The organism is Mesorhizobium koreense, assembly GCF_031656215.1.
GTDB classification, from domain to species: domain Bacteria; phylum Pseudomonadota; class Alphaproteobacteria; order Rhizobiales; family Rhizobiaceae; genus Mesorhizobium_L; species Mesorhizobium_L koreense.
Genome location: NZ_CP134228.1, coordinates 1565926 through 1591411 on the forward strand (window position 1 = coordinate 1565926; position 25486 = coordinate 1591411).

General features: G+C 62.8%; 28 protein-coding genes and 1 other RNA gene. 16 read left to right on the forward strand and 13 right to left on the reverse strand.

Going from position 1 to position 25486, the window contains the following annotated elements:
* Positions 1–37: 37 nt before the first annotated feature.
* The gene (locus RBH77_RS07490; protein ID WP_311031512.1) at positions 38–1117 is read left to right on the forward strand and encodes a sulfate/molybdate ABC transporter ATP-binding protein; all 1080 of its coding nucleotides are present in this window, start codon (positions 38–40) and stop codon (positions 1115–1117) included.
* Positions 1118–1137: 20 nt separating this feature from the next.
* On the opposite strand, the gene RBH77_RS07495 is transcribed toward RBH77_RS07490, so the two are convergent.
* The 6 genes from RBH77_RS07495 to RBH77_RS07520 form a co-directional block, all read right to left on the reverse strand.
* A complete protein-coding gene (locus RBH77_RS07495; protein ID WP_311031513.1) occupies positions 1138–2643 on the reverse strand; it encodes a tripartite tricarboxylate transporter permease in 1506 nt (501 codons plus the stop codon).
* 1 nt (position 2644) lies between these two features.
* A complete protein-coding gene (locus tag RBH77_RS07500; protein ID WP_311031514.1) occupies positions 2645–3112 on the reverse strand; it encodes a tripartite tricarboxylate transporter TctB family protein in 468 nt (155 codons plus the stop codon).
* 188 nt (positions 3113–3300) lie between these two features.
* The gene (locus RBH77_RS07505) at positions 3301–4278 is read right to left on the reverse strand and encodes a Bug family tripartite tricarboxylate transporter substrate binding protein (protein WP_311031515.1); all 978 of its coding nucleotides are present in this window, start codon (positions 4276–4278) and stop codon (positions 3301–3303) included.
* 132 nt (positions 4279–4410) lie between these two features.
* On the reverse strand, positions 4411–4812 hold the full coding sequence (gene msrB / locus RBH77_RS07510) for a peptide-methionine (R)-S-oxide reductase MsrB (protein ID WP_311031516.1): 402 nt from the start codon (positions 4810–4812) through the stop codon (positions 4411–4413).
* Positions 4813–4931: 119 nt separating this feature from the next.
* Positions 4932–6362, reverse strand: a complete 1431-nt coding sequence (locus RBH77_RS07515; RefSeq protein WP_311031517.1) for a sodium:proton antiporter — start codon at positions 6360–6362, stop codon at positions 4932–4934.
* A gap of 87 nt (positions 6363–6449) precedes the next feature.
* Positions 6450–7640, reverse strand: coding sequence for a vWA domain-containing protein (locus tag RBH77_RS07520; protein WP_311032455.1), 1191 nt, complete (start codon positions 7638–7640; stop codon positions 6450–6452).
* Positions 7641–7866: 226 nt separating this feature from the next.
* Here RBH77_RS07520 and RBH77_RS07525 point away from each other — a divergent pair, with 226 nt between their 5' ends.
* The 5 genes from RBH77_RS07525 (at position 7867) to RBH77_RS07545 (ending at position 12626) form a co-directional block, all read left to right on the forward strand.
* Complete coding sequence (locus tag RBH77_RS07525; RefSeq protein WP_311031518.1) at positions 7867–9081, forward strand: ABC transporter substrate-binding protein; 1215 nt, start codon at positions 7867–7869, stop codon at positions 9079–9081.
* Between the two features lie 98 nt (positions 9082–9179).
* Positions 9180–9944, forward strand: a complete 765-nt coding sequence (locus RBH77_RS07530) for an ABC transporter ATP-binding protein (RefSeq protein WP_311031519.1) — start codon at positions 9180–9182, stop codon at positions 9942–9944.
* Entirely contained in the window at positions 9937–10677 is a 741-nt protein-coding gene (locus tag RBH77_RS07535; protein ID WP_311031520.1) for an ABC transporter ATP-binding protein, read from the forward strand. The genes RBH77_RS07530 and RBH77_RS07535 overlap by 8 nt, the downstream gene beginning before the upstream one ends.
* Positions 10678–10764: 87 nt before the next feature.
* A complete protein-coding gene (locus tag RBH77_RS07540) occupies positions 10765–11658 on the forward strand; it encodes a branched-chain amino acid ABC transporter permease (RefSeq protein ID WP_311032456.1) in 894 nt (297 codons plus the stop codon).
* Positions 11658–12626 (forward strand): branched-chain amino acid ABC transporter permease, encoded by a 969-nt coding sequence (locus RBH77_RS07545; RefSeq protein WP_311031521.1) that lies wholly within the window; start codon positions 11658–11660, stop codon positions 12624–12626. Before RBH77_RS07540 ends, RBH77_RS07545 begins: the two co-directional genes overlap by 1 nt.
* Positions 12627–13037: 411 nt before the next feature.
* On the opposite strand, the gene RBH77_RS07550 is transcribed toward RBH77_RS07545, so the two are convergent.
* The 3 genes from RBH77_RS07550 to RBH77_RS07560 all read right to left on the reverse strand — a co-directional run bounded on the left by RBH77_RS07550 (position 13038) and on the right by RBH77_RS07560 (position 15077).
* Positions 13038–13484 carry a GNAT family N-acetyltransferase gene (locus RBH77_RS07550; RefSeq protein ID WP_311031522.1) on the reverse strand — a complete coding sequence of 149 codons (447 nt, stop codon included), beginning with the start codon at positions 13482–13484 and terminating at the stop codon, positions 13038–13040.
* Positions 13485–13767: 283 nt separating this feature from the next.
* Positions 13768–14607 carry an AAA family ATPase gene (locus tag RBH77_RS07555; RefSeq protein WP_311031523.1) on the reverse strand — a complete coding sequence of 280 codons (840 nt, stop codon included), beginning with the start codon at positions 14605–14607 and terminating at the stop codon, positions 13768–13770.
* Positions 14608–14789: 182 nt separating this feature from the next.
* A complete protein-coding gene (locus RBH77_RS07560; protein ID WP_311031524.1) occupies positions 14790–15077 on the reverse strand; it encodes a hypothetical protein in 288 nt (95 codons plus the stop codon).
* A gap of 286 nt (positions 15078–15363) precedes the next feature.
* On the opposite strand from RBH77_RS07560, the gene ssrS reads away from it, so the two are divergent.
* From ssrS to RBH77_RS07585, 5 genes are all read left to right on the forward strand, one after another.
* Positions 15364–15519: non-coding RNA, 6S RNA (gene ssrS, locus RBH77_RS07565), on the forward strand.
* A gap of 100 nt (positions 15520–15619) precedes the next feature.
* Complete coding sequence (locus RBH77_RS07570) at positions 15620–16201, forward strand: 5-formyltetrahydrofolate cyclo-ligase (protein ID WP_311031525.1); 582 nt, start codon at positions 15620–15622, stop codon at positions 16199–16201.
* A gap of 70 nt (positions 16202–16271) precedes the next feature.
* A complete protein-coding gene (locus RBH77_RS07575; RefSeq protein ID WP_311031526.1) occupies positions 16272–17096 on the forward strand; it encodes a TIGR00282 family metallophosphoesterase in 825 nt (274 codons plus the stop codon).
* Between the two features lie 111 nt (positions 17097–17207).
* A complete protein-coding gene (locus RBH77_RS07580; protein WP_371832849.1) occupies positions 17208–17963 on the forward strand; it encodes a TerC family protein in 756 nt (251 codons plus the stop codon).
* A gap of 152 nt (positions 17964–18115) precedes the next feature.
* Entirely contained in the window at positions 18116–18865 is a 750-nt protein-coding gene (locus tag RBH77_RS07585; RefSeq protein WP_311031527.1) for a YebC/PmpR family DNA-binding transcriptional regulator, read from the forward strand.
* A gap of 228 nt (positions 18866–19093) precedes the next feature.
* Here RBH77_RS07585 and RBH77_RS07590 read toward each other — a convergent pair whose 3' ends face one another.
* Both RBH77_RS07590 and rpmE read right to left on the reverse strand, forming a co-directional pair.
* Complete coding sequence (locus RBH77_RS07590) at positions 19094–19432, reverse strand: hypothetical protein (RefSeq protein ID WP_311031528.1); 339 nt, start codon at positions 19430–19432, stop codon at positions 19094–19096.
* Between the two features lie 131 nt (positions 19433–19563).
* Positions 19564–19785 (reverse strand): 50S ribosomal protein L31, encoded by a 222-nt coding sequence (gene rpmE / locus RBH77_RS07595; RefSeq protein ID WP_311031529.1) that lies wholly within the window; start codon positions 19783–19785, stop codon positions 19564–19566.
* Positions 19786–19965: 180 nt separating this feature from the next.
* Between rpmE and RBH77_RS07600 the strand changes: the two genes are divergently transcribed.
* From RBH77_RS07600 to RBH77_RS07620, 5 genes are all read left to right on the forward strand, one after another.
* Positions 19966–21795: an ABC transporter transmembrane domain-containing protein gene (locus tag RBH77_RS07600; protein ID WP_311031530.1), complete on the forward strand. Its 1830-nt coding sequence runs from the start codon at positions 19966–19968 to the stop codon at positions 21793–21795.
* Between the two features lie 83 nt (positions 21796–21878).
* On the forward strand, positions 21879–22109 hold the full coding sequence (locus RBH77_RS07605) for an AbrB/MazE/SpoVT family DNA-binding domain-containing protein (protein ID WP_311031531.1): 231 nt from the start codon (positions 21879–21881) through the stop codon (positions 22107–22109).
* Entirely contained in the window at positions 22106–22513 is a 408-nt protein-coding gene (locus RBH77_RS07610) for a PIN domain-containing protein (RefSeq protein ID WP_311031532.1), read from the forward strand. Before RBH77_RS07605 ends, RBH77_RS07610 begins: the two co-directional genes overlap by 4 nt.
* A gap of 153 nt (positions 22514–22666) precedes the next feature.
* A complete protein-coding gene (locus RBH77_RS07615) occupies positions 22667–23020 on the forward strand; it encodes a DUF1304 domain-containing protein (protein WP_311031533.1) in 354 nt (117 codons plus the stop codon).
* Complete coding sequence (locus RBH77_RS07620) at positions 23017–23367, forward strand: DUF167 family protein (RefSeq protein WP_311031534.1); 351 nt, start codon at positions 23017–23019, stop codon at positions 23365–23367. Before RBH77_RS07615 ends, RBH77_RS07620 begins: the two co-directional genes overlap by 4 nt.
* Here the strand turns inward: RBH77_RS07620 and RBH77_RS07625 are convergent.
* Together RBH77_RS07625 and RBH77_RS07630 are read right to left on the reverse strand one after the other, a co-directional pair.
* Complete coding sequence (locus RBH77_RS07625) at positions 23348–24376, reverse strand: peptidoglycan -binding protein (protein ID WP_311031535.1); 1029 nt, start codon at positions 24374–24376, stop codon at positions 23348–23350. The two genes, RBH77_RS07620 and RBH77_RS07625, sit on opposite strands and share 20 nt — an antisense overlap.
* Positions 24377–25384, reverse strand: coding sequence for a MotA/TolQ/ExbB proton channel family protein (locus RBH77_RS07630; protein WP_311031536.1), 1008 nt, complete (start codon positions 25382–25384; stop codon positions 24377–24379). It abuts the gene before it with no gap.
* Between the last annotated feature and the right edge of the window lie 102 nt (positions 25385–25486).

Here is a 25486-nt window from a genome sequence, read left to right on the forward strand (position 1 = left end):
TTCCGAAAAGATCATGCTTAAATAAAGAGATAGAACCATGGACCTCTCGATCCGCAACGTCCGCAAGGAGTTCGACCGTTTCGCTGCGTTGGAGGATGTCTCGCTCGACATCCGTTCCGGCGAACTGATCGCGCTTCTCGGGCCGTCCGGTTCCGGCAAGACGACGCTGCTCAGGCTGATCGCCGGCCTCGACCATCCGACCGAAGGCAATATCCTCTTCGGCGGCGAGGATGCCTCGCTGAAGACGGTGCAGGAGCGCAATATCGGCTTCGTCTTCCAGAGCTATGCACTGTTCCGCCACATGAACGTGCTCGACAATATCGGCTTCGGGCTGAGTGTGCGGCGAGGTGCCAAACGGATCGCCAAGGCCGAGATCGCGCGCCGCGCGAAGGAACTTCTCGACCTCGTCCAGCTTTCCGGCCTCGAACGGCGCTACCCGCATCAGCTTTCGGGCGGTCAGCGTCAGCGCGTGGCGCTTGCCCGCGCCATGGCGATCGAACCGAGCGTCCTCCTGCTCGACGAGCCCTTCGGCGCGCTCGACGCCAAGGTGCGCCGCGACCTCAGAAGCTGGCTGCGCGAAATCCACGACGCGACCGGGCACACGACCCTGTTCGTCACCCACGACCAGGACGAGGCGCTCGAACTCGCCGACCGCGTTGTGGTGATGAGCCAGGGCAGGATCGAGCAGGTCGGCACGGCGGACGAGGTCTATGACGAGCCGAATTCGCCCTTCGTCTTCGGTTTCATCGGCGAATCGAGCAGCCTTCCGGTCCGTGTAGAAGCCGGTCAGCTATGGTTCGAGGATCGGCCGATCGGCGTTCCCGCCGGCGATGCGGCGGATGGGCCGGCGCTCCTCTATTTCCGGCCGCAGGAGGTAAAACTGCTCGATGGTTGCGGCGGCTGTATCGCGGGAACCGTGGCCGCCAGCCGTCGCGTCGCAGGTACGCGTCGCCTCGAACTGGAGGTCGGCGGCCACAGGGAACGTCTCGAGATCGAGGTGCCGGCCAGCCATCCGGCCGCCGCCAAATCACGCATCGCCTTTCGTCCGGAGAAATGGCGGCTGTTCAGCCCTTCGGGCGAGGCGGCCCCTTCGGGAACGGTTGCCCGCGCGGCATAGGCAGACGCCAGGCCATTCGCTCAGGTGGGCGAGGGATCGGCCGCCGCGCGGCGCTGGGCAAGATAGGACGACACGAAAGACGCGCCCCAGACGAACAGCGTGAACAGGCCGAGCCCGGCGGCGATGGGTCGCTCGAAGAAGGCCAGGAAGCTGCCGTCGGCCTTGATCATGGAGGTGACGAAGCTCTGTTCCAATAACGGTCCGAGCACGATGCCCAGGATGCATGGGGCGATCGGGACGCCGTTCTCCTCCATGATAAAGCCGAGCACGCCGAAAACCAGCATGACGGAAACGTCGAAGGAAGCGTTGTTGGTGGCGTAGGCGCCGACGATGCAGAACGAGAGAATGACCGGCATCAGGATTTTGGGCGGCACGCGCAATATCTGCTTGGCAAGCTTGATCGCGCCCCAGCCGAACGGAATCATGACCAGATTGGCGAGAATGAAGATGAGGAAGATCGCGTAGATCGTCTGCGGATTGGTGAGGAACAGCGTCGGGCCGGGATTGACGCCTTTGACGTAGAGAACGCCGATGACAATCGCGGTGATGGAGTCTCCGGGAATGCCGAAGACGAGCGCCGGCACCCAGGCGCCGCCGAGCGCGGCATTGTTGGCCGAGGTCGATTCGACGATGCCTTCGAGATGTCCGGTACCGAATTTCTCCGGCGTACGGGAGAATTTCTTGCTGACCGCATAGGAGACCCAGGCGGCGATGTCGGCGCCTGACCCGGGCAGAGCACCGATTGCCGTACCGAGAATGTTGCCGCGCAATTGCTGCGGCCAGTAGCGCACGAAAAGCCTGCCCCAGCCCTTGAAGAGATTGCCGACGGACGTCTGCGGCGTCGGCAGGTTGCGCGCGCCACTTGCCGCCACCCTCAGCACCTCCGATACGGCGAACAGGCCGATCATCGCAGAGATGAAGTCGATGCCGCCCATCAGATTGACGTCGCCGAAGGTGAAGCGCGGCACCCCGGCAGGATTGTTCAACCCGACGGTCGCTACGAGGAGGCCGATAAAGAGGCTGATCAGTCCCTTGATCGGGGAGCCGGTGCCGATGAAGGTGGCGCAGGTCAGCCCAAGAAGGGCCATCCAGAAATATTCGAATGAAGAGAATTTGAGCGCGACCTCGGCCAGCCACGGCGCCGTGAGCATCAGGACGGCTGTGCCGAAGAGCCCGCCCACGGCGGAGAAAAGCAGGTTTGCGCCGAGCGCGGTTTCCGCCTCGCCCTTCTGCGTCATGCGGAATGCCTCGTCCGCATAGGCGGCCGAGGCCGGGGTGCCGGGAATGCGCAGCATCGTGCCGGGGATGTCGCCGGCGAAGATCGCCATGGCCGAGCAGGTGATCATGGCCCCGATCGCCGGCACGGGGTCCATGAAGAAGGTTGTCGGCACGAGCAGTGCGATCGCCATGGTTGCAGTCAGGCCGGGGATGGCGCCGACGAAAAGACCAAAGATCGCCGCGATGGTGATCGTCGTCATGACGTCCCAGTGGAGGATGAGTCCGAAAGCGGCTTCAAGCGTGCTCATGTCAGAACCTGTATGCCGAAAGAACGCCCCAGGGCAGCGGGACATGAAGCAGGTCGCCGAAAGACCATTGGATGAGAAGCGAAATGGCGATCGCAACGATGATCGCCTGCAGCCAACCGACGCTGAGCTGCTTCAGGTTGACGAGCAGGACAAGCGTCATAGTCGGGATGAAGCCAAGCGGCTTGGCCGCGACGATATAGAAGACGACGGAGAGGATCACGACGAGGATGCGGACGAAGCCACGCCGGTCCTGTGCCCAGTCCCCAAGGGCAAGCACCGCGCCTTTCTGTCGAAGACCCGAGACAATGAGCACGAGCGAGCAGAGACCCATGCCGATTGCAACCGTGGTAGGGAAGACGGCCGCGCCGTATTGCTGGCCGGGGATCGCCGGAAAACTTTGCGACCAGAGCCCGATCACAATCGAAAAGACGAGCAGGGCGCCTCCGAGCACCGCGTCGTTGAAGCGCATCGTTTCCCTCCGGTTCGGTGTCGGGGTTGCCGCCCGCCGCTGCGTTGGCGGGCGGCCTTTCTGCTAGAGCGTTTCTGCTTTTCTTCGAATCGCAGAAACGCTCTATCGTCTTGTTTTTACGCAATCCCGGACGGAAAACCGGTTTCCACTTTTCCTGGAATTGCTCTATCGGCAGGAGCCGGAACGGGTCACTTGGTCAGGCCGACCTTCTTCATGACCTCGCCGAGCGTCTCGTTGCTCTCCTTCATGAAGGCGCCGAAATCCGCTCCCGACGCCCAGCGTACACCGAAGCCCTGCTTCGACATGAAGGTTTTGTATTCGTCGCTGTCATAGGCCTTCTTGAGCGCCGCGATCAGCGTCTTGGCCTGTTCTTCCGAGATGCCCTTCGGTGCGACGATGCCTCGCCAGGCGCCGATCGTCCAGCTCACGCCGACCGCTTCCTTCGTCGTCGGCACGTCCGGGAAGGCCTGGTTGCGCGTTTCGGACATGACGGCCAGCGAGCGTACGCGCCCGGCTTCGAGCAGCGAGCGTGCCTCGGGGATGGAGCAGGGAACGATGGAGACGCCGCCGGCGACCAGATCCTGCAGGCCCGGCGCCGCGCCGTTGCTCGGTACCCATGGCACCGAAGACGGGTCGATGTCGAGCTTGGAAAGCAGACCTGCTATGGCGAGATGCCAGATGCCCCCCTGGCCTGTGCCGGAAGCCTTGTACTTGCCGGGATCGGCCTTGATGGCCTCGATCAGCGAGGGCAGGTCCTTCCATGGCGAATCCGCGCTGACCTGAACGGCGCCCGGGTCCTCGTTCACCAGCGCAAGGGGCGTATAGGCGGAATAATCGAGCTTGGTGAGGCCCTGCCAGTGCATCATGCCGATCTCGACGGTGGCCATGCCGATCGTGTAGCCGTCAGGGTCGGCCTCTGCGATGGCGCTGTGGCCGACGACGCCCGAGCCACCGGTGCGGTTCACCACATTCACCGGCTGGCCGAGATTCTCCTGAAGGATCGAGGCGATGATACGCGCTGTCGCGTCCGTTCCACCACCAGCGCCCCATGGTACGATCAGGGTGATCGGCCGGTCGGGATAATCCGCCATGGCCATAGTGACCGGCAGAACGAGCACAGCGATAGCGCCCGCGGCGAGCCCGCGCAGAATGCGTCCAAAATTCATCAATCCTCTCCTCCACTTCGCAATAAATCTTCCGTCCCCAACCTAGAGTAGGCAGATGCACGGAGATGCGTCAATTGCGCGCGGGGCGGAATTAGCCGCGAGGGGGATCGATCTATTCTGTGGGTTCGGCGCTCAGGCGGCGTAGAAGTCGAGCGCTACGCCGTTGACGCAATAGCGCAGGCCGGTCGGCGGTGGCCCGTCCTCGAAGACGTGGCCCAGATGGCTACCGCAATTGGCACAATGAACCTCGGTGCGCGTCATGCCCCAGCTTCGGTCGGTCGAGGTCCCGACCGAGCCCTCAATCGGATCGTTGAAGCTTGGCCAGCCGGTGCCGCTCTCGAACTTCAGTGTCGATTCGAACAGTTTCTGGCCACAGGCGGCGCAGGTGAAGGCGCCGGCGCGCTTCTCGTGGAGCAGCGCGCAACTCCCGGGGCGTTCCGTCCCGTGCTCGCGCATGATGTGATATTGCTCCGGCGTGAGCCGCGCGCGCCATTCGGCGTCGGTCAGGGTGAAGGGAAAGCTCTGCTGGTCCATATCCGCTCCTTCCGGCCCGCCCAAAGGGTGCCCCAAGGAGCAGGCCAATTCCTCCTTAATGTAGGCCCGCGCGTGCCCGAGCGAAAGGGCCGGTGCCCTGTCCGTTGCTCACATCCGTGTCATGTGAAGAACAGCCAGCCGGCGAAGAGGAAAGTCGGAATCAAAACGCATCCGGACCACAACATGTAGGCGAAGAAATGCGGCATGCGCACGCCCTGGTGCCGGGCGATGGCATAGACCATGAAGTTCGGAGCGTTGCCGATATAGGAATTGGCGCCCATGAAGACCGCGCCAGACGAGATCGCGGCGAGGACGGCCGCGCCCTCCGTCATCAGCGTATGCGGGTCGCCGCCGGCGAGATCGAAGAAGACCAGATAGGTCGGCGCGTTATCGAGGAAGGAGGAAAGCACGCCGGTCAGCCAGAAATAAGCGAGCGGATTGGCGCTGCCGTCAGCATTGGTCACAAATGCCACCAGCGGCGCAAGCGCGCCTTGCGAGCCGGCATGCAGCATGGCCGTTACCGGAATGAGGCAGACGAAGATGGCGGCGAAGAGCTTCGCCACCTCGACGATCGGCCCCCAGGCGAAATCGTTGGCGCGGCGATACTCCTTGCGGCTGAGCGCCAGCGACAGCAGCGCCATGGCGACCATGATGACGTCGCGCGCCAGGTCCTGAAGCTCGATCTCGACACCGTGCAGCGAGAACGAGATGCCGGGATGCCACCATGCCGAGAGCAGGATGGCACCGATGACGCCGGCGAGCAGCGGCAGGTTTACGAGACCGCGCAAGCGGACTTTCTTGTCCGGCGTCGGGTCCTTGATCTTCGGCATGCCTTCCTCGCGGACGTGGAAATACCAGTCGATGGCGAAGAAGACGGCGAGCACGATGGCAAGAACGACTGCCGTCTCCTCCAGCAAGTGCTGCGTCGTCCAGAAGAAATCGACCCCGCGCAGGAAGCCGACGAAAAGCGGCGGATCGCCGAGCGGCGTCAGCGAACCGCCGATATTGGAGACGAGGAAGATGAAGAAGATGACGACATGGGCGTTGAAGGGCCGGTTGTCGTTGGCGCGGATAAGCGGCCGGATCATGATCATGGAGGCGCCGGTAGTGCCGACGAAGGAGGCGAGGATCGCGCCGATCACGAGAAGCGCGGCGTTCATCAGGGGCGTGCCGTGGATATTGCCGGCAACCAGCATGCCGCCGGCAATGGTGAAGAGCGCGAAGATCAGGATGATGAAGGGGATGTATTCGAGGATGATCGTGTGCAGCGCCGCCGTGGTCGCGAGCGACGGGCCTGCCCAGAAAAAAAGCGGGACTATGGCAAGCGCTCCCCAGAAGGCGGAGAACTTGCCGTAGTGATGCTCCCAGAAATGCGGGTAGAGGACTGGGCCGGTGGCGATCGAAAGCAGCAGGCCGGCAAACGGCAGCGCCCACAATAGCGACATACTTTCGCCCGGCAGTTCGCCGGCAGGAGAGGCGAAGGACGGCGAGACGCCCGCGCAGAGAAAGACAAGTGCGGCGCACGAGGCGCCGTATCGTGAAAACCGCATCGATCGTCCCCCATTATCGGGGCACCCTTAGACCATGATGTTTCCTTCAGGAAAAGAGCGGTCCGTCGCCGCAGCGAGACGGATCACTCAATGCCTTCGCGAAAGCTCGCGGGTCGCGGTTTCCAGTCCGGAGAGCGTCAGCGGATACATGCGTTCGGAGAAGATATCGCGGATCATGCCGATGGAGTGCGTATAGCTCCAGTGCTTCTCCTTGATCGGGTTGATCCATGTGGCGTTCGGCCATTGGTCGAGCGCGCGTTTCAGCCAGACGATGCCGGCTTCCTCGTTCCAGTGCTCGACCGAGCCGCCGGGATGGGCGATCTCGTAGGGGCTCATCGCCGCGTCGCCGACGAAGATCACCTTGTAGTCGTGGCCGTATTTGTTGAGCACATCCCAGGTCGGCATTGTCTCGGAATGGCGGCGGCGATTGTCCTTCCATACGCTCTCATAGAGGCAGTTGTGGAAATAGAAGAATTCGAGTTGGCGGAATTCGGCGCGCGCCGCCGAGAAAAGCTCCTCGACGACGCGGATATGGTCGTCCATCGAGCCGCCGACGTCGAAGAACATCAAGAGCTTGACCGCGTTGCGCCGTTCGGGGCGTACCCTGACGTCGAGATAGCCGTGCTCGGCGGTGGCGTGAATGGTGCCCGGCAGGTCGAATTCCTCTGCCGCCCCTTCGCGCACCCAGCGGCGCAGGCGCTTCAGTGCGATCTTGATGTTGCGGGTGCCGAGTTCGACGCCGTCGTCGAAATTGCGGAACTCGCGCTTGTCCCACACCTTTACGGCGCGCCGGTGTCGGCTCTCGTGCTGGCCGATCCGGATGCCTTCGGGATTGTAGCCATAGGCGCCGAAGGGCGAGGTGCCGGCGGTGCCGATCCATTTCGAGCCGCCCTCATGCCGGCCCTTCTGCTCTTCCAGCCGCTTCTTCAGCGTCTCCATCAACTTGTCGAAGCCGCCGAGCGCTTCGACAAGCTTCTTCTCTTCGTCCGTCAGATGCTTTTCGGCGAGCCGCCGTAGCCATTCCTCGGGCAGGTTCGCGACCTCGATGCCGTCCGCTCCTGAAAGCGCTTCCAGTCCCTTGAAGACATGGCCGAAGACCTGGTCGAAGCGATCGATGAAGCGCTCGTCCTTCACCAACGCGGAGCGGGCGAGATAGTAGAAGGCCTCTACGTCGTAATCGACGAGATGCGCGTCCATGCCCTCCAGCAGCCCGAGATACTCGCGCAGCGAGACCGGCACGCCGGCGGCCTTCAGTTCAAGGAAGAAGGGAACGAACATGGTCTCCTTGTGGACGTGGAGCGCGGCGCTTGCAAGGCTCATACTGTCGGCCACCAGTCGGAATCCGAGCAACGTGCATTTCTAAACAATTGGTCGTATGCCTGCCCGGAACGGGGCGAGGCCGCTTGCCGGAAGAAGAAGCCATGGTACATTGCCGGCCATTCGTTCAACCGGCATGGTCGAGCCGGCGATCACAATAGAAAACGACCTTATGGGAGACTACAAAATGAAAGGCATTCATCTGGCCGGCGTTTGCGCGGCCGCACTTCTGCTCGGCGCAAGCGCGGCTTCGGCCGACGGCATCTCCGACGGCGTGGTGAAGATCGGCGTGCTGGGCGACATGTCCGGCGTCTACAAGTCGAGCTTCAGCGGCGATGGGGCCATCGCTGCCGTCAAGATGGCGGTGAAGGATTTCGGCGGGACCGTTCTCGGCAAGCCGATCGAAGTGATCTCCGCCGATCACCAGAACAAACCCGACATCGCTTCGGCGACGGCGCGTCAATGGATCGACGAGCAGAAGGTCGACATGATCACCGACCTGACCAATTCGGCCGTGGCGCTGGCAGTGCAGAAGCTCGCCTCCGACAAGCACACCATCACCATGGCGACCGGGCCGGGCACTTCCGATCTCACCGGCAAGGCCTGCACGAAATACGGCATCCACTATGGCTACGACACCCATGCGCTGGCCGTCGGCACTGGCACCGCGGTCGTGAAGGCCGGCGGTACAAGCTGGTATTTCATCACAGCCGACTACGCGTTCGGCCATGCGCTCTTGAAGGATACTTCCGATGTCGTCGAGAAACTGGGCGGCAAGGTGCTCGGCAACTCCATGGCGCCGACCGCGACGGCGGATTTCTCCTCCTATCTGCTGCAGGCGCAGAATTCCGGCGCCAAGGTCATTGGCCTCGCCAATGCCGGCGGCGATACCGTGAACTCGATCAAGCAGGCGCATGAGTTCGGCATCACCGACGGCGGCCAGCAACTCGCGGGCCTGCTGGTGACGATCTCCGATGTCCAGAGCATCGGCACCGACGTCGCCAAGGGGCTGAGCTTCACCAGCGGCTGGTACTGGAACACCGATGACAAGTCGAAGGAATGGGCGAAGCGTTATGCCGAAGTCTCCGACAACGCCGCCCCGACCTTCGTTCGCGCGGCGGACTATTCGCTGACCATCGCCTATCTGAACGCCATCAAGGCTGCCGGTACGGACAACGCCGACGCGGTGCGCGAAGAGCTCGGCAAGATGAAGATCGACGATTTCTTCGCCAAGGGCGGCCAGATCCGCAAGGACGGGCTGCTCATCCACGATATGTATCTCTTGACGGTCAAACAGGGCGGCGAGAGCAAGTGGGACGTGGCCAACGTCACGGCGACGATCCCCGGCAAGGACGCCTATGTCGCCGAGGCCGATTCGGGCTGCTCGCTTGACGCCAAGTGACTGTGCGCTGACAGGCGTGAGCGCATTTCGTCCATGGGGGTCGGCTGCAAGGCCGGCCCCCTCCGGTCATCAGCGCGTCCGCCGAGCTGGATTGTGAAATGAGCGATCTCATCCTTGAGGCGCGGGGCCTTGTGAAGGAGTTCGGGGGCTTTGCCGCCGTGCGCGACGTCGATCTGTCGATTCGGCGTGGTACGATCCATGCCCTGATCGGACCGAACGGCGCGGGCAAGACGACCGTCTTCAACCTGCTCACCAAATTCCTGCCGCCGACGCGGGGCGATATCGTGTTCGAGGGGCGCGACATCACCAGCCTGAAGCCGGCCGATATCGCCAATCTCGGTATCGTCCGCTCGTTCCAGATTTCGGCGGTGTTTCCACACATGACCGCTCTCGAGAATGTCCGTGTCGCGCTGCAGCGGCGGCTCGGCATGTCCTATCAATTCTGGCGCTCCAAGCATGTGCTGGACGGACTGCATCACGAGGCGATGGAAAAGCTCGCCTCTGTCGGGCTTGCGGATTTCGCCGACCAGCCGGCCGTACTCCTTTCCTATGGGCGCAAGCGGGCGCTGGAGATCGCCACGACGCTGGCGCTCGATCCGACGCTGATGCTGCTCGACGAACCGACGCAGGGCATGGGCGCGGAGGATGTCGGGCGCGTCACCGACCTCATCAAGGAAGTCTCGGCGGGCCGCACCATCCTGATGGTCGAACACAATCTTGGCGTGGTGTCGCGGCTGGCCGACACGATCACCGTGCTCAACCGCGGGCGCATCCTGGCTGAAGGCCCGTACGAGACGGTGTCGCGCGATCCGCAGGTAATGGAAGCCTATATGGGCATCAGCGCGGAGGAGAGCGATGGCTGAGCCCGCGGCGGCGACGAGCGCAAAAACGAGCGAACCGCTTCTGAGCGTGCGCGGGTTGAACGCCTTCTATGGCGAGTCGCACGTGCTTCACGGCATCGATTTCGATCTTCGCGAAGGCGAAGTGGTGACGCTGCTTGGCCGCAACGGCGCCGGGCGGACGACGACGTTGCGGGCTATGCTCGGGCTGGTCGATCGGCGCAGCGGCTCGGTCAAGGTGAGGGGGCATGAGATCATCAACCTGCCGACCCACCGCATCGCCCATCTCGGGCTTCTCGGCTACTGCCCGGAGGAGCGCGGCATCTTCGCCTCGCTCAGCGTCGAGGAAAACCTGATGCTGCCGCCGACGCTCGGCGAGGGCGGCATGAGCGTCGAAGAAATCTACCGGATGTTCCCAAACCTGGAGGAAGTCCGCCGTCGCACGGGCATGCGCATCTCCGGCGGCGAACAGCAGATGCTGGCGATTGCACGCATCCTGCGCACGGGCGCACGGCTGCTGCTTCTCGATGAGATCACCGAGGGCCTTGCGCCGGTGATCGTCAAGACGCTCGGGCGGATGATCGGCGACCTCAAGCAGCGCGGCTTCACCATCATCCTGGTAGAGCAGAATTTCCGCTTCGCCTCGCGGCTCGCCGACCGGCACTATGTCATTGAGCACGGCAAGGTGATCGACCGCATTGACGGCGCGGATCTGGAAAAGAACATGGAGCGGCTGAACCGCTATCTCAGCGTATGAGGAAGCGGACTGTGAGGGACCGGCAGGAATGAGTAGCGGGCAAAGGACGGCGGCAGCCGCCGGAAGGACACGGCCATGGATGTGATGATGCGGCTGATCCTGGCCCAAGGCATGCTCGGCCTCAACAACGGCGTCTTCTACGCCATGCTCAGCCTCGGGCTCGCCGTCATCTTCGGCATGCTCAACGTCGTCAATTTCGCGCATGGCGCACTCTATATGCTCGGCGCCTTCGTGGCGCTGATCCTGTCGTCCTATCTCGGACCATGGATCGGACTCGACGCGCTTCACATCGGCTTCTGGCCGGCGCTCATCATCACGCCGATCGTGGTCGGCTGCTTTGGGATGCTGATCGAGCGAACCATGTTGCGCTGGCTTTACAAGTTCGACCCGATTTACGGGCTGCTTCTCACCTTCGGCATCGCGCTGGTACTGCAGGGGCTGTTCTCCAATTACTTCAACAGCGCCGGCACGCCCTATCCGGCGCAACCGGAATCGCTGCGCGGCGTCATCCATCTCGGCTTCATGGTGTTCCCGAAATACCGGCTCTTCGCCATCCTGTTCTCCATCGTGGTCTGCTTCCTCACCTGGTACGTCATCGAGCGGACACGGCTGGGGGCGACGCTGCGCGCCGGCGTCGAGAACCCTGAACTGGTGCAGGCCTTCGGCATCAACGTGCCGCGCATGATCACGCTGACCTTCGGCTTCGGCACGGGGCTTGCCGGGCTCGCCGGCGTGCTCGCCGCCCCGATCTATTCGGTCAGCCCGCTGATGGGCGCCGACATCATCATCATCGTCTTCGCCGTGGTGGTGATCGGCGGGATGGGCTCCATCCTCGGCGCCATCACGGCCGGCCTTGCTCTCGGCCTGATCGAGGGCATCACCAAGGTCTTCTACGCACCCGCGGCCAACACGGTCATCTTCTTCCTGATGGTGGTTGTGCTCCTGATCCGGCCGGCGGGCCTTTTCGGGCGGCAGAACTGATGGCGACGAGCGACCAGACCATCGGCCGGCCCGACACGCGCGGAAACGGCATCAATCTCGTCCTGTGGGCGATCCTGATCCTGTTCGTGCTTACGGCGCCGGCCTACATCTACACCGTCTTCGCCATGCAGCTTCTGTGCTTCGCGCTTTTCGCCTGCGCCTTCAACCTGCTGCTCGGCTTCACCGGCCTGCTTTCCTTCGGCCATGCGGCCTTCTTCGGAGCCGGCGCCTATCTCGCCGGCCACGCCATCAAGATCTGGGGCCTGCCGCCGCTTGCGGGCATTCTTTTCGGTACGGCGGTCGCGGCGGTGCTCGGCTATGTGATCGGCTGGCTGGCGATCCGCCGTCAGGGCATCTATTTCGCCATGATCACGCTGGCCCTGGCGCAGATCATCTATTTCCTTGGGTTGCAATTGCCCTTCACCGGCGGGGAGAACGGGTTGCAGGGCATCCCGCGCGGCCACCTCTTCGGCTTCCTCGATCTCAACAGCCCGCTGGTGATGTATTATTTCGTCGCCGCGGTCTTCCTGGTCGGCTTCTTCATCATCTACCGCACCATCCATTCGCCCTTCGGGCAGGTGCTGAAATCTATCCGCGAGAACGAGCCGAGGGCGCTCTCGCTCGGTTACAACGTCAACCGCTTCAAGCTGATTGCCTTCATCATCTCGGCGGCGCTTTCGGGGCTTGCCGGCGCCACCAAATCGGTGGTTTTCCAGTTCGCCTCGCTCACCGACCTGCACTGGCAGACTTCCGGCGAGGTCATCCTGATGACACTGCTCGGCGGGCTCGGCACGATCTTCGGGCCGGTCGTCGGCGCGGTGACAGTCGTTTCGCTCCAGCACGAACTGAGTTCGCTCGGCTCATGGGTTCAGGTGGTGATAGGGCTGATTTTCATCGTCTGCGTGCTCGTGTTCCGCCGCGGCGTCATCGGCGAACTGGCGAGGCTCCTGAAGACGTCGTCCATGTAATCGGCGCGCTTCATTCTCACCACGCTGCCCTTCGGCCCTGGCCATTGTCAAAGAACTGGGAAGCGGGCGCGAGGCCATGCCTCTCAATGTTATTTGACTGGCACGGCAACATACCGCGCCCGCCGGCTCTCTTTTCGAGTGCCGCCTTCTTATCGAGAAGGACGGCAGCCGCCTCCCTCTGAGCCCGGGTCACGTCAACCCACCGCCGGAGGCACCGGTTCCTCCCCACCAAACCACCGTCATGATCGGTGTTCCCGATGGAAGGAACTGACGGGGATTATGGATCAAGGAAAAGGGGCGTGGAGAAAGAGGGGCAAAAAAGTTAAGAAGCACAATCAAGTCAGCAGGTTACGAGGGTAATGCCTGCAGTCCTGTCCACGCTTTCGCCGCATCGGACCGTCGCCGTATCGGCTATTGCAGGCTGTACTTGATGAAACCCATGAACTTCGCCACGCGGTCGTAGAGCCGGCGTGCCGTTGCGTTGGTTTCTTGCGTCAGCCAATAGACGTTGGTGACGCCGTCCTTCGCCGCTGCCTGCCTGACCGCTTCGATCAGCTGTCGCCCGACGCCCTTGCCGCGCACATCCGGATCGGCGAACAGATCTTGCAGATAGCAATTGTTCGCCACTGTCCAGCACGTGCGGTGGTACATGTAATGGACGAGGCCGACCGGCTTGCCGTCGATCAACGCGATGAAGCCGTTCGGCTCGTACTCGCCTTCCGTGAAGAGCCGTTTCCAGGTCGTGGCGTAGACCTCTTCCGGCACGGACGTCTTGTAGAAGGCGAGATAGGCCGTCCACAGCCGGCGCCATTCGGCGTGGTCGGATTGCTGCAGCGGACGGATCGTGACGGCGGACATAGCGGCTCCTCCTTGATCCGCCAGCCATAACGGGGATCGAGCCATGGCGCGATGGGACAGAAACGGGAGTTCCGTTGGCCGCGATACCCCCCACCCCTAACCCCTCCCCACAAGGGGGAGGGGAATCTCGGCCCAGCTTCTTGGGCGCAAATTTCAATGATTTTAGCTGGGACGCGGTGACGGCGTCTCCCTCCCCCTTGTTGGGAGGGGACAGGGGTGGGGGTAAAGGGCCGCAAATTCCATATGCGATGATCGCCGCACTCGTGGAGGCGAGGAAGACAGCTTATCCCTGCCGTCGCGCCATAAACGCCAGGCGCTCGAAGAGGTGCACGTCCTGCTCGTTCTTGAGGAGCGCGCCGTGGAGCCTGGGCAATGCGTTCTTCGGATCGCCGCGCAGATCCTCCGGCGAAATGTCATCGGAGACCAGCAGCCTTATCCAGTCGAGGGCCTCGGAGGTCGAGGGCTTCTTCTTCAGGCCGGGCACGTCGCGGATTTCGTAGAATTGCGTCAGCGCGGCGCGGACGAGGTTCTGCTTGATGCCCGGATAGTGCACATCGACGATCCTGTGCAGCGTTTCCACATCCGGGAAGCGGATATAGTGGAAGAAGCAGCGGCGCAGGAAGGCGTCCGGCAGTTCCTTTTCATTGTTGGAAGTGATGATGACGATCGGCCGGTGCGCGGCGCGGATCGTCTCGCCGGTCTCGTAGACGAAGAACTCCATGCGGTCGAGTTCCTGCAACAGATCGTTCGGGAACTCGATGTCGGCCTTGTCGATCTCGTCGATCAGGAGCACGACCTTGCGGTCGGCGGAGAAGGCGTCCCAAAGCTTGCCGCGCTTGATGTAGTTCCTGATCTCGTTGAAGCGGTCGTCGCCGAGTTGGCTGTCGCGGAGGCGCGAGACGGCGTCGTATTCGTAAAGACCCTGCTGCGCCTTGGTGGTGGACTTTATGTGCCATTCGATGAGGTCGAGGCCGAGCGCGGCGGCGACCTGCCGGGCAAGCTCTGTCTTGCCGGTGCCGGGCTCGCCCTTGACCAGCAGCGGACGCTCCAGCGCGATCGCGGCGTTGACGGCCACCATCAGGTCCTTGTCGGCGATATAGGCCGAGGTTCCTTCAAAACGCATCAGCAGGCACCTTCATTCGTTCGCCTGGATGCTACTAAGGAGAGGGCGCCGAATGCGCAAGCGTGATCGCCGAAACCGGGATGGGCCTGATGACATGCCGCCGCAAAAAGGGAGGCAGGATCGGGATCGATCTTTTCTGCCTCCTTAGTCTGGATTGCAGGTACCTGTATGGGTGCGGATTGCTAGCAGTTGTCGCTGAAATCAGCAGTCGCAGCGCAGCCGTTAGACGGCATCTCCGTCGTCGATGGCGCCCGGTGGTTGACAACCGATCGGGAATGCATGCCAGCATTGGCCTGATCGGGCTCATTAGTGCAATTGTCGCTGAAATCGGCGCTTGCCGAACAGTAGTTGGACTGTGTCGATGCGGTGGTGGCCGGATCGACATGTTTCACGGTGGGCGTCGCACTCTGAGCGAAAGCGGCTCCCGCTAGTCCGAGCAGTGCCACGGAGGCGATGAGTAGGTGTCTCATGGTCTTTGTCCTCTTCGACCGGAACTCCTCCCGGGGAGACAGGTCCGGCTTGAAATCACCGCCAGACAGCCCATCGTCCTGTCGAGCGGCATAGAAGGACATGGAGTTGAGCCGGGTTCCTTCAAAACAACTCGATGCGACTGGCGTTCACCACTCGATCCCGGGTTTGTGAGGACACGACCGGAAGATCGGGTTTCCAAGCCCGGTTTTGGCGATTGTTCGATGCGTTGCAGAGATGGCGGCAGGGCAGTAGTCAAATTCGGCAATCGGCACTATATCTGCCGACGGCGTTCTGCGCTTCTCGACAGGAGTAACATTCCCCGGGGCCTTATTGATCCCAAGGGAGCTGTCCCTGGCCGGACCCGTGGGTTCGGACACACGGCGCCCACCTACATTGTAGGCACCCGGGATCGACCTCTCCACCGGACGTCGCGGATCGCCACGTTTTATAAGTGCATATTCAGGAATCCGCTGCGCCGGATTTGTCCGGCAATGTCGCTTTCGCGGCTTCGTTCCCACCCCTCGCGTCTAATCTGCCGCGCATGACTTCTTTGAAAGAACTGAAGAAACATCTGCGCACCGAGGCGCTCGACCGGCGCGACGCGCTTGCGGTGGCGTGGCGCATCGAGGCCGCGCTCGGTATGGCCCAGCATGCGGACGAGATCGACATCGAGCCGGGCGGCATTGTCTCCGGCTTCTGGCCGATCCGCTCGGAAGTCGATGTCAGGCCGATCATGTTCGCGCTACGTGACCAGGGAGCGCGGCTGGCGCTGCCGGCGATCCTCGACCGCGAGACCATCGTCTTCCGCGAACTCGTTCGCGGCGCACCGCTTGTCCAGATGGGTTTCGGCACGGCCGGTCCGGGGGAAGAGGCGGAAGTCCTCGATCCGGCGCTGATGCTGATGCCGCTCGCCGCTTTCGACGCGCGCGGGCATCGTATCGGCTACGGCGCCGGCCATTACGACCGCGCAATCTCACGCCTGCACGACAAGGGGATGCGGCCGCGCCTCGTCGGCATCGCCTTCGATTGCCAGGAAGTGCCGGCGGTGCCGAACGAGGAGCATGATGTGAGGCTGGACGCCATCCTCACGGAAAGCGGCTTGCGCCGTTTCGAAGCCGGCTGATAGAGAAGGATATCCATTCCGGTCCGTAGCGCTCTCGCGCCCCGGCCATTCTCCTTCCCCGGCAGGACAAATGCGACTTCTCTTTCTCGGCGATATGGTTGGCAGGGCGGGCCGTACCGCGGTCTATGAACAGCTTCCCGGTCTGCGCTCCGACCTCAATCTCGACTTCGTCATTGTCAATGGCGAGAACGCCGCCGGGGGCTTCGGCATCACCGAGGAAATGTTCCGGGCGACGCTGGACGCGGGCGCCGATGTAGTGACGACCGGAAACCATGTCTGGAACCAGCGCGAGGCGCTTGAGTTCGCGCCGCGCGAGGAACGCTTCCTGAGGCCGGTCAATTTCCCGAAGGGCACGCCAGGCCGCGGCTCCGGCGTCTATATGGCGAAGAATGGCGCGCGCGTGATGGTCTCGAACATCATGGGGCGGCTCTTCATGCAGCCGGACCTCGACGATCCGTTCCAGGCCGCCGAGACGGAACTCGAGGCCTGCCCGCTTGGGGTACAGGCGGACGCGGTCGTCATCGACTTCCATGCGGAGGCCACTTCTGAAAAACTGTGCTTCGCCCATTTCGTCGACGGCCGGGCCAGCCTGGTTGTCGGCACGCATACGCACCAGCCGACGGCGGATCACCAGATCCTGACCGGCGGTACCGGCTTCATGTCGGATTCCGGCATGTGCGGCGACTACGATTCCTCGATCGGCATGGTCTGGGACGAGCCGCTCAACCGTTTCCTCTCCAAAGTGCCGAAGGGCCGCTTCGAGGCGGCGGCCGGACCGGCCACCATCTGCGGCCTCGGCATCGAGATATCCGATCGCACCGGGCTCGCCGAAAAGATTGCACCGCTCAGGCTCGGGCCGAGGCTGGAAGAGACGGTGCCTGCATTCTGGAAGTAGAAACGGGCAGTCGGCAATCGGCGGTCGCAACCCCGACTGCCTTTTCACGGTTGACGCCGCGTCCGCGCCTCCCTACCTGTGCCCGGTCATATTGCGGAGACCTGCCGGCCCATGGCCCTGTTGGACCAGCTTACGCCCCATCTCTCCTTCATCTCCGATCCGAGCGCTTGGGCGGCTCTGGCCACGCTGGTGGTCATGGAGATCGTGCTGGGGATCGACAACCTCATCTTCATCTCCATCCTGACCAACAAGCTGCCCGCCGAGCACCAGAAGCGAGCCAGGCGGCTCGGCATCAGCCTGGCGCTGATCCTGCGGCTGGCGCTGCTTTTCACCATCTCCATCATCGTCCAACTCACCACGCCGATTTTCACGGCGTTCGGACACGGCTTCTCCTGGCGTGACATCATCCTCATTGCCGGCGGCCTTTTCCTCGTCTGGAAGGCCACGCGCGAGATTCATCATGCCGTTGATCTCGACGCTCCCGAAGCGAAAGGCAGCGATATCACCGGCAAGGTGTCGATGACGATGGGCGCGGCGATCTTCCAGATCCTGCTGCTGGACATCGTCTTTTCGATCGATTCCATCATCACCGCCGTCGGCATGACCGACCATATCGCCATCATGTTCATTGCGGTGATCTGCGCCGTGGTGGCGATGCTCATCGCGGCCGAGCCGCTGTCCAAATTCATCGCGGCCAATCCCACCATCGTCATGCTGGCGCTCGGCTTCCTGTTGATGATCGGCATGACGCTGATCGCCGACGGCTTCGGCTATCACGTGCCGAAGGGCTACATCTACGCGGCCATGGCCTTCTCGGCGCTGGTCGAGGCGCTGAACATGCTGGCAAGGAAAAGGAGGCGGCAGTAGGCAGTCGAATAGATTCCGAAGGCTCCCGCTTGCACTGAATCCGGATTATCGTCCCCTATTGCCGATTGCTTATTGCCGGATTGCCGATTTCCGCTCGGCCCGCTATAAGGCGCGCCGTTCCATTCCATATCAGCAGGCAGACAAGGGGCTCCATGGCCGGCCATTCACAATTCAAGAACATCATGCACCGCAAGGGCCGTCAGGACGCGGTCAAGGCGAAGATGTTTTCCAAGCTGGCGCGCGAAATCACCGTCGCGGCGAAGATGGGCACCCCAGACGTGGACATGAACCCGAGGCTCAGGCTCGCCGTTCTTGCCGCCAAGGCGCAATCCATGCCCAAGGACAACATCCAGCGCGCCATCAACAAGGCTGCCGGCGGCGATACCGAGAACTATGACGAGGTCCGCTACGAGGGCTACGGGCCGGGCGGCGTCGCCGTCATCGTGGAGGCGCTGACCGACAATCGCAACCGCACGGCCTCCAACGTGCGCGCCGCCTTCACCAAGGCCGGCGGTGCGCTCGGCGAGACCAATTCGGTCTCCTTCATGTGGGACCGGGTCGGCGAGATCGTCTACCCGGCGAGCGCGGGCGACGCGGAGAAGGTGATGGACGCCGCCATCGAGGCCGGCGCCGACGATGTCCAGTCGGACGAGGAGGGGCATACCATCCTCTGCGCCTTCGAGAATATCGGCGACGTCTCCAAGGCACTCGAAGCGACGCTTGGCGAGGCGGAATCGGTCAAGACCATCTGGAAACCGCAGAACAACGTTCCCGTCGACGAGGAGCGCGCGCAGTCGCTCCTCAGGCTCGTCTCCGTGCTAGAAGACGACGACGACGTGCAGAACGTCTACGCCAATTTCGAGGTCGACGACGAAACGCTGGCGAAGCTCAGCGCTGCTTAAGCAGGCATGGTGCCTTCCTGCTGCACGCTGTGCCAAGCGATTGCTCCGCGCGCGTCCTTCGAGGCTCGTTCCGCTCGCACCTCAGGATGAGGGAGGGCTGTGACCGTCGCCTGCCTATCACGCCTTTGGCCCTTCAGAATTTAGTACTGGCAGGCAGGCACAAACCGTCCTCATCCTGAGGTGCGAGCGGAACGAGCCTCGAAGGACGCATCCCGGCAACAGCAGGCTCTATTTCTGCTTCGGCGCCTGTTCGGGCACCTCGCCCGGCTTGATGACCGGCATCTCGCCTGCATCGGGCGCCGGCTTGACCAGCCCCGGATCGTTGATTTCGGGCGGCTGCAGCACGCCGCCGCATTTGCCGAGTTTCCTGGTAGCCGATCCGGCCCGATCGTCCTTTTTGGTGTCCGGCTTGGCCTGGCAGTTCTCCCGCGACGACTGGTCCTGAGCCTGTCCACCGCCGGAAGGGTCTGCCGGGCCCGCCGCCGATGCCGGAGCGACAGCTAGTGCCGAGACCACAGCCAAGGCGCCGGTAAAGCCGGCCAGCGTGGAAATGGTATTGAGCCTCATAGGAGCGTCTCCTTCGCAGCTTGCTCCCTTCGGCAGGCCAATGGTCCAGTCCGGTTTTGGTTCCGCGAGCTGGTGCGGCCAACAAAAAACCCGCCACACGGGCGGGTTCTTTGCGAAATAAGGAAAACGGCTCAGATGCCGAGGCCCTCGTAGCGCTTCTTGAACTTCGACAGGCGACCGCCGCGATCGAGCAGCGTCTGCTGCCCGCCGGTCCAGGCCGGATGCGTGGTCGGGTCGATGTCGAGGCGCAGCGTGTCGCCTTCGGCGCCCCAGGTCGAACGGGTCTCGTATTCTGTGCCGTCGGTCATGACGACCTTGATCGTGTGATAATCGGGATGGGTATCGGCTTTCATCGTGTCTGTCCGGGCTATAGGGGCGGCATGCCTGCGGCGATGTCGCCCACTGTCGAAACTTGAAGCCGCGCCCATTGGAGGCTACGGCTTTATGACGGTCGGCGCCGCCTATACATCAGCCGGCCTCCAGGCACAAGCGCCCCGCACGTTTAGGACGCAAAGACGGGAGCCGAAAGAGATATGGCGAACCCTAAATCCGGTTTGCTGGCCGATGCACAAGCCGACGCTCAGGAACGCCGCCGCAAATCGCTGAAGCCGTTGGCACGGCTGGCACCCTATCTCGCCCACTACAGGGGCAAGGTCGCCGGCGCTCTGTTCTTCCTGGTGCTTGCGGCGGTGACGACGCTTTCCCTGCCGATTGCCGTTCGTCGCATGATCGACCAGGGCTTCACGCATGCGGACTCGACCTTTATCGCCGACTATTTTGCCGCGCTTATCGCAATCGCGGCGCTGCTCGCGCTGGCCTCGGCGGGTCGGTACTATTTCGTCATCACGCTCGGCGAGCGCGTGGTCGCCGACCTGAGGCGCGACGTTTTCGCCCATGTGACGCGGCTTTCGGCATCCTTCTTCGACCAGGCGCAATCGGGTGAGATCGTCTCGCGGCTGACGGCGGACACCACGCAGATCAAGGCGGCCGTCGGCCCGACCGCGTCTGTGGCGCTGCGCAACATCATCCTCAGCCTCGGCGCGCTTGCGATGATGATCTATACGAGCCCCAAGCTCTCCGGTCTGGTGATCGCCGCCATCCCCGTCATCGTGGTGCCGCTGATCGCCTTCGGCCGCTCGGTACGGCGCAAGTCTAGGCTCGCGCAGGACACGCTTGCCGGGGCGACGGCCTTCGCGAGCGAGCAGATCGGCGCGATGCGTACGCTTCAGGCCTTCACCAACGAGCAAATAGCGGCGGGCCGCTTCGGCAAGGCGGTGGAAGCCGCCTTCCGCGCCGCGCAATCCTCCATCTTCGCGCGCGCCTTCCTCACCTTCCTCGCCATCTTCATGATCTTCTCTTCGGTCGTGGCGGTGCTCTGGTTCGGGTCGGCCGACGTGCTTTCAGGCGCGATGACCGCCGGCACGCTCAGCCAGTTCCTCATCTATTCCGTGCTCGCGGCAAGCGCGCTCGGCTCGCTTTCGGAAGCGTGGGGGGACCTCTCGATCGCCGCAGGCGCGGCGGAAAGGTTGTCGGAACTTCTTGCCGAGACGCCTTCCATCTCAGCCCCCGCGAAGCCCGCTCCGATGCCGGCCAATGCCTCCGGCGTGGTGGAATTCGCGGACGTCTCCTTCACCTATCCGACGCGCACGGCGCAGGCGGCGATCTCCGGCATATCGTTTACGACGAGGCCCGGCGAGACAGTCGCGATCGTCGGTCCGTCCGGCGCTGGCAAGAGCACGCTTTTCTCGCTGATCCTGCGCTTCTACGATCCGGATACCGGCGTCGTGCGCATCGATGGCGTCGACCTTCGCGACGCCGATCCTCGCGAGGCCCGTTCGCGTGTCGCCATCGTACCACAGGAAGTGACCGTCTTCGCGGCAAGCATCCGCGACAATATCGCCTTCGGCCGCCCAGACGCGTCGGAAGTGGAAATCGAGCGGGCGGCGAAAGACGCGCTCGCAGACGAATTCATCCGTCGCATGGAAAAGGGTTACGACACGATGGCGGGCGAGCGCGGCGTGACGCTGTCCGGTGGGCAGCGGCAGCGTATCGCCATCGCGCGGGCCATCCTGCGCAACGCGCCGATCCTGCTCCTTGATGAAGCGACCTCGGCGCTCGACGCGGAAAGCGAGACGCTGGTGCAGACGGCGCTGGAGCGTCTCATGCAGGGCCGCACGACGCTGGTCATCGCGCACCGACTAGCGACGGTGCTGAAGGCCGACCGCATCCTCGTGATGGATCAGGGCCGGATCGTCGAGGAAGGCACGCACCAGAGCCTCGTGCGCAAGGGCGGCATCTATGCGCGCCTCGCCAGGCTGCAATTCGACAGCGGTATCGACGCCTTTCGACGCGCAGCGGAGTAGATCTACAGCATCCTGCAAAACGTTGGTTTGACGAACCGACGGCATAGATATACATTCATAATGTATATCTATGAGGATCGGACATGCAGATCTCCAAGTGGGGTAACAGTCTTGCCATCCGGCTGCCTGCGGCGGTCGTCGAGGCGCTCGACCTGAAAGAAGGGGACGAGATCGACATTCGTGTCGCAGGCGAACGGGCGTTCGATATTGAACGGGATCGGACGCGGGAGCGGGCTCTTGAGCGGATACGGTCGATGCGCAGACCACTGCCTATTGGATGGAAGTTCGATCGCGACGAAGCCAATTCGCGATGAGCGCTTCCGCGCTGGAAATGCTGGACAGCAATGTGCTGATCTATGCGTTCAGCACAGACCCTCGCGCCGACACAGCCGATGGGCTGCTCAGGAAAGGGTGCGTGATAAGCGTTCAGGCGTTGAACGAATTCACGAATGTCGCGCGTCGGAAAATGGGAATGCCGTGGGGTGAGATACGCGAGGCCGTAAGCATCATCCAGACGCTTTGCAGGCCGGTGATCCCGCTTGAAGTCGAAGCGCATGCGAAAGCAATCGCGATTGCGGAACGATACCGGCTTTCCTTCTTCGATGCGCTCATGGTTGCCGTGGGCCTTACGGCCGGCTGTGGGGTGCTTTGGTCGGAAGACATGCAGGACGGATTGGTGATTGAAGGAAAGCTCCGGATACGGAATCCGTTTCGGTAAGGGCCCGGCATCCTTCTGGCAGTCTATTGTTTCTGAAACTCGCACCCATCAACCAAAGGTGACAAGCGCGCGAGGGCCGCCCGGTTCATCCGCTTGCACAATTCGGTTACCAAGCACGACATAGTTTTCAGAGGCGCATAGCGAGGCGGGTTCATGATCGCGAAGATACTGGTGGTGCTGGTCATCCTGATCCACGTCTATATCGTGGTCCTGGAGATGTTCTTGTGGAACACCGCCGCCGGTCGCCGGGCGTTCGGTATATCCGAGGAATTCGCGAGGCAGACGCGGGCGTTTGCCGCCAGTCAAGGCCTCTACAACCTCTTCATCGTGATCGGACTGCTGTGGGGGCTGAGCTTCGGCCCGGTCGGCGAGTTGACGCGTTTGATCTTTCTCGGCTTCGTTTCTATCGCCGGGATATTCGGCGGGCTGACGGTGAACGGACGTATCTTCCTCATTCAAGGTCTGCCGGGGCTTCTGGCGCTTGCCGCGACCTGGTTCAGAGTTTGAACAACAGCGCCCAAACAGTCGCCGGCGAGCCGTTCGCGGCGCATCCGCAAGGCGTGACGCTTGCCGTTCGGCTGACGCCGAAATCGAGCCGGGATGCGATCGAGTGCATCGAGGTTGGGGCGGACGGCCGGTCCCATGTGAAGGCCCGTGTCCGTGCGCTGCCGTCCGAAGGCGCAGCCAATGAGGCGCTTACCAGGCTCTTGGCCAAATGGATCGGCGTGCCGCGCCGGGATGTTTCCATCCTTTCCGGCGCGACTTCACGCGGCAAGATCGTGCTCGTGTGCGGGGATGCGAAGGAACTGGCGGAAAAGCTGCGTGGCCTTCTGGTCAGCGCTCCGTCAGCTTGAGCTCGATGCGGCGGTTCTTGGCGCGCGCCTCATCCGTGTCCTGCGGGTCAAGCGGCTGGAATTGGCCGAAGCCGGCGGCGACGAGGCGATCGGCCGGCACGCCGTTGGCGATCAGGAACTTGACCACCGCGATGGCGCGCGCGCTCGATAGTTCCCAATTGTCGTGGAAGCGACCGCTGCCGGAAAGCGGCACGTCGTCGGTATGGCCGTCGACGCGCAGCACCCAGTTGATCTCCGGCGGGATCTCCTTCTGCAATTCGATGATCGCGTCGGCGAGCTTCTTCATCTCTCCCTGCCCGGCCTCATTGATCTGGTCGGAGCCCGAGGGGAACAACACTTCCGATTGGAAAACGAAGCGGTCGCCGACGATACGGATGTTCTTGCGGTCGGCGAGGATCTCACGCAGCCTTCCGAAGAAGTCGGAGCGGTAGCGGTTCAGTTCCTGTACCCGACGGGCGAGCGCGACGTTCAGCCTGCGGCCGAGATCGGCGATCTTGGTGTTCGATTCCTGGTCCTTCTTTTCCGAGGCATCGAGCGCGTCTTCCAGCGCGGCGATCTGCGTTCTGAGTGCTGCGATCTGCTGGTTGAGCAATTCCACCTGCGACATGGCGCGCTGGCTGAGCTGTTTTTGATTGTCGAGTTCGTTGGACAGGTTGCCGATCTTCGCATTGGCGGCGTCCGCCGAGCCGGAGCCGCGCGCCAGCAATTGTTCGAGACGTGACTTATCGGCCTGGGCGGCGGAAAGGGACGCCTGCAGATTGCTGATCTGGTCCTGGGCGTCCTGGGTGTTGGATTTCTCCAGCGCCAGCAACTGCGTCAACTCGTTGATCTGCGAGTTCAGACGGTTGAGCGCCTCGTCCTTGCCGCTGATCTCGCGGCTCAGGAGGAACTGCGCCAGCACGAAGACGGTGAGCAGGAACATGATGGCCAGAAGCAGCGTCGACAGCGCATCGACGAAGCCCGGCCAATAGTCGATCGTGCGGGTCGTGCGTCCGCGCGCCAGCGCCATCTAGCCGATCTCCCGCTTGCGGATGGCCTCGGCGAGCTTTTCCAGCGTCGCGCGCACTTCCTTCTGCTCGTCGGACTGCGCCTCCACCCAATCGCGCATCATCTGCTGCTCGGAGCGCATGTTCTTGACCAGTCCGGAGATGCCGTCGGCTAGATTGGCCATCGCCGCGGCGACCCGCTGATTGGAACCGCCCGTCTCCTGCACCGCACGCAGGCGCTCGGAAAGGGCGCGGATCTCCTCGGCCGATCCGCTCTTGCCGGCATGGGCGACGGCGAGGTCCGAACCGAGATCGGTGACCGAGGAGAGCCAGTTCTCGAGCTCGGTATAGAAGCGGTTCTGGGCGCGGCTCGCCTGCAGGTCGAGGAAGCCGAGGATGAGCGAGCCTGAAAGGCCGAGCAGCGAGGAGGAGAAGGCCGTGCCCATGCCCGAAAGCGGCGCGGACAGCCCGGCCTTGAGCGCTTCCAGCACGTCGTTCGTGTTACCGGAACTGGGATCGAGCGACTGGATGGTGGTGCCGATCGAGGCGATGGTCTGCAATAGGCCCCAGAAGGTGCCGAGCAGTCCGAGGAAAACGAGCAGGCCGATCAGGTAGCGGGCGATGTCGCGGCTCTCGTCGAGGCGGGTGGCAAGCGAATCGAGGATGGAGCGAAGCGAAGAGGTTGAAAGCGCCATCGAGGAGGAGCGCGACAGAAGCGCCTTCATCGGCGCCAGCAGCACCGGATTACCCGCCTCGGAGCCGGCGCGGAAGGAGTTCACCCAGCGCACCTCGCGGAAGAGGCGGACCACCTGCGCGAAGGCGAGCAGGACGCCGACTGCCAGCACGCCGACGATCAGGCCGTTCAGGCCGGGATTGGCGTTGAAGGCATGAGACACCTGGCGATAGAGGATCGCGGCGACAAATCCCGAGATCGCCAGGAAAATCAGCATGGTGAGCACGAAGACCTGCGGGCTCGAAAGCCTGTAGGGGTCGTATTCGTCGTCCTCGCCTGCTTTGCCGAAAAATGCCATGCGCCTTGCCTCGAAAACCGCCGCCGAAAAGTGGCCGAGACTCTAATCGGAATTGTGACCAAAATGAAAGGTGGGAGCGCGATCGGATGAACAGAGTGCCTC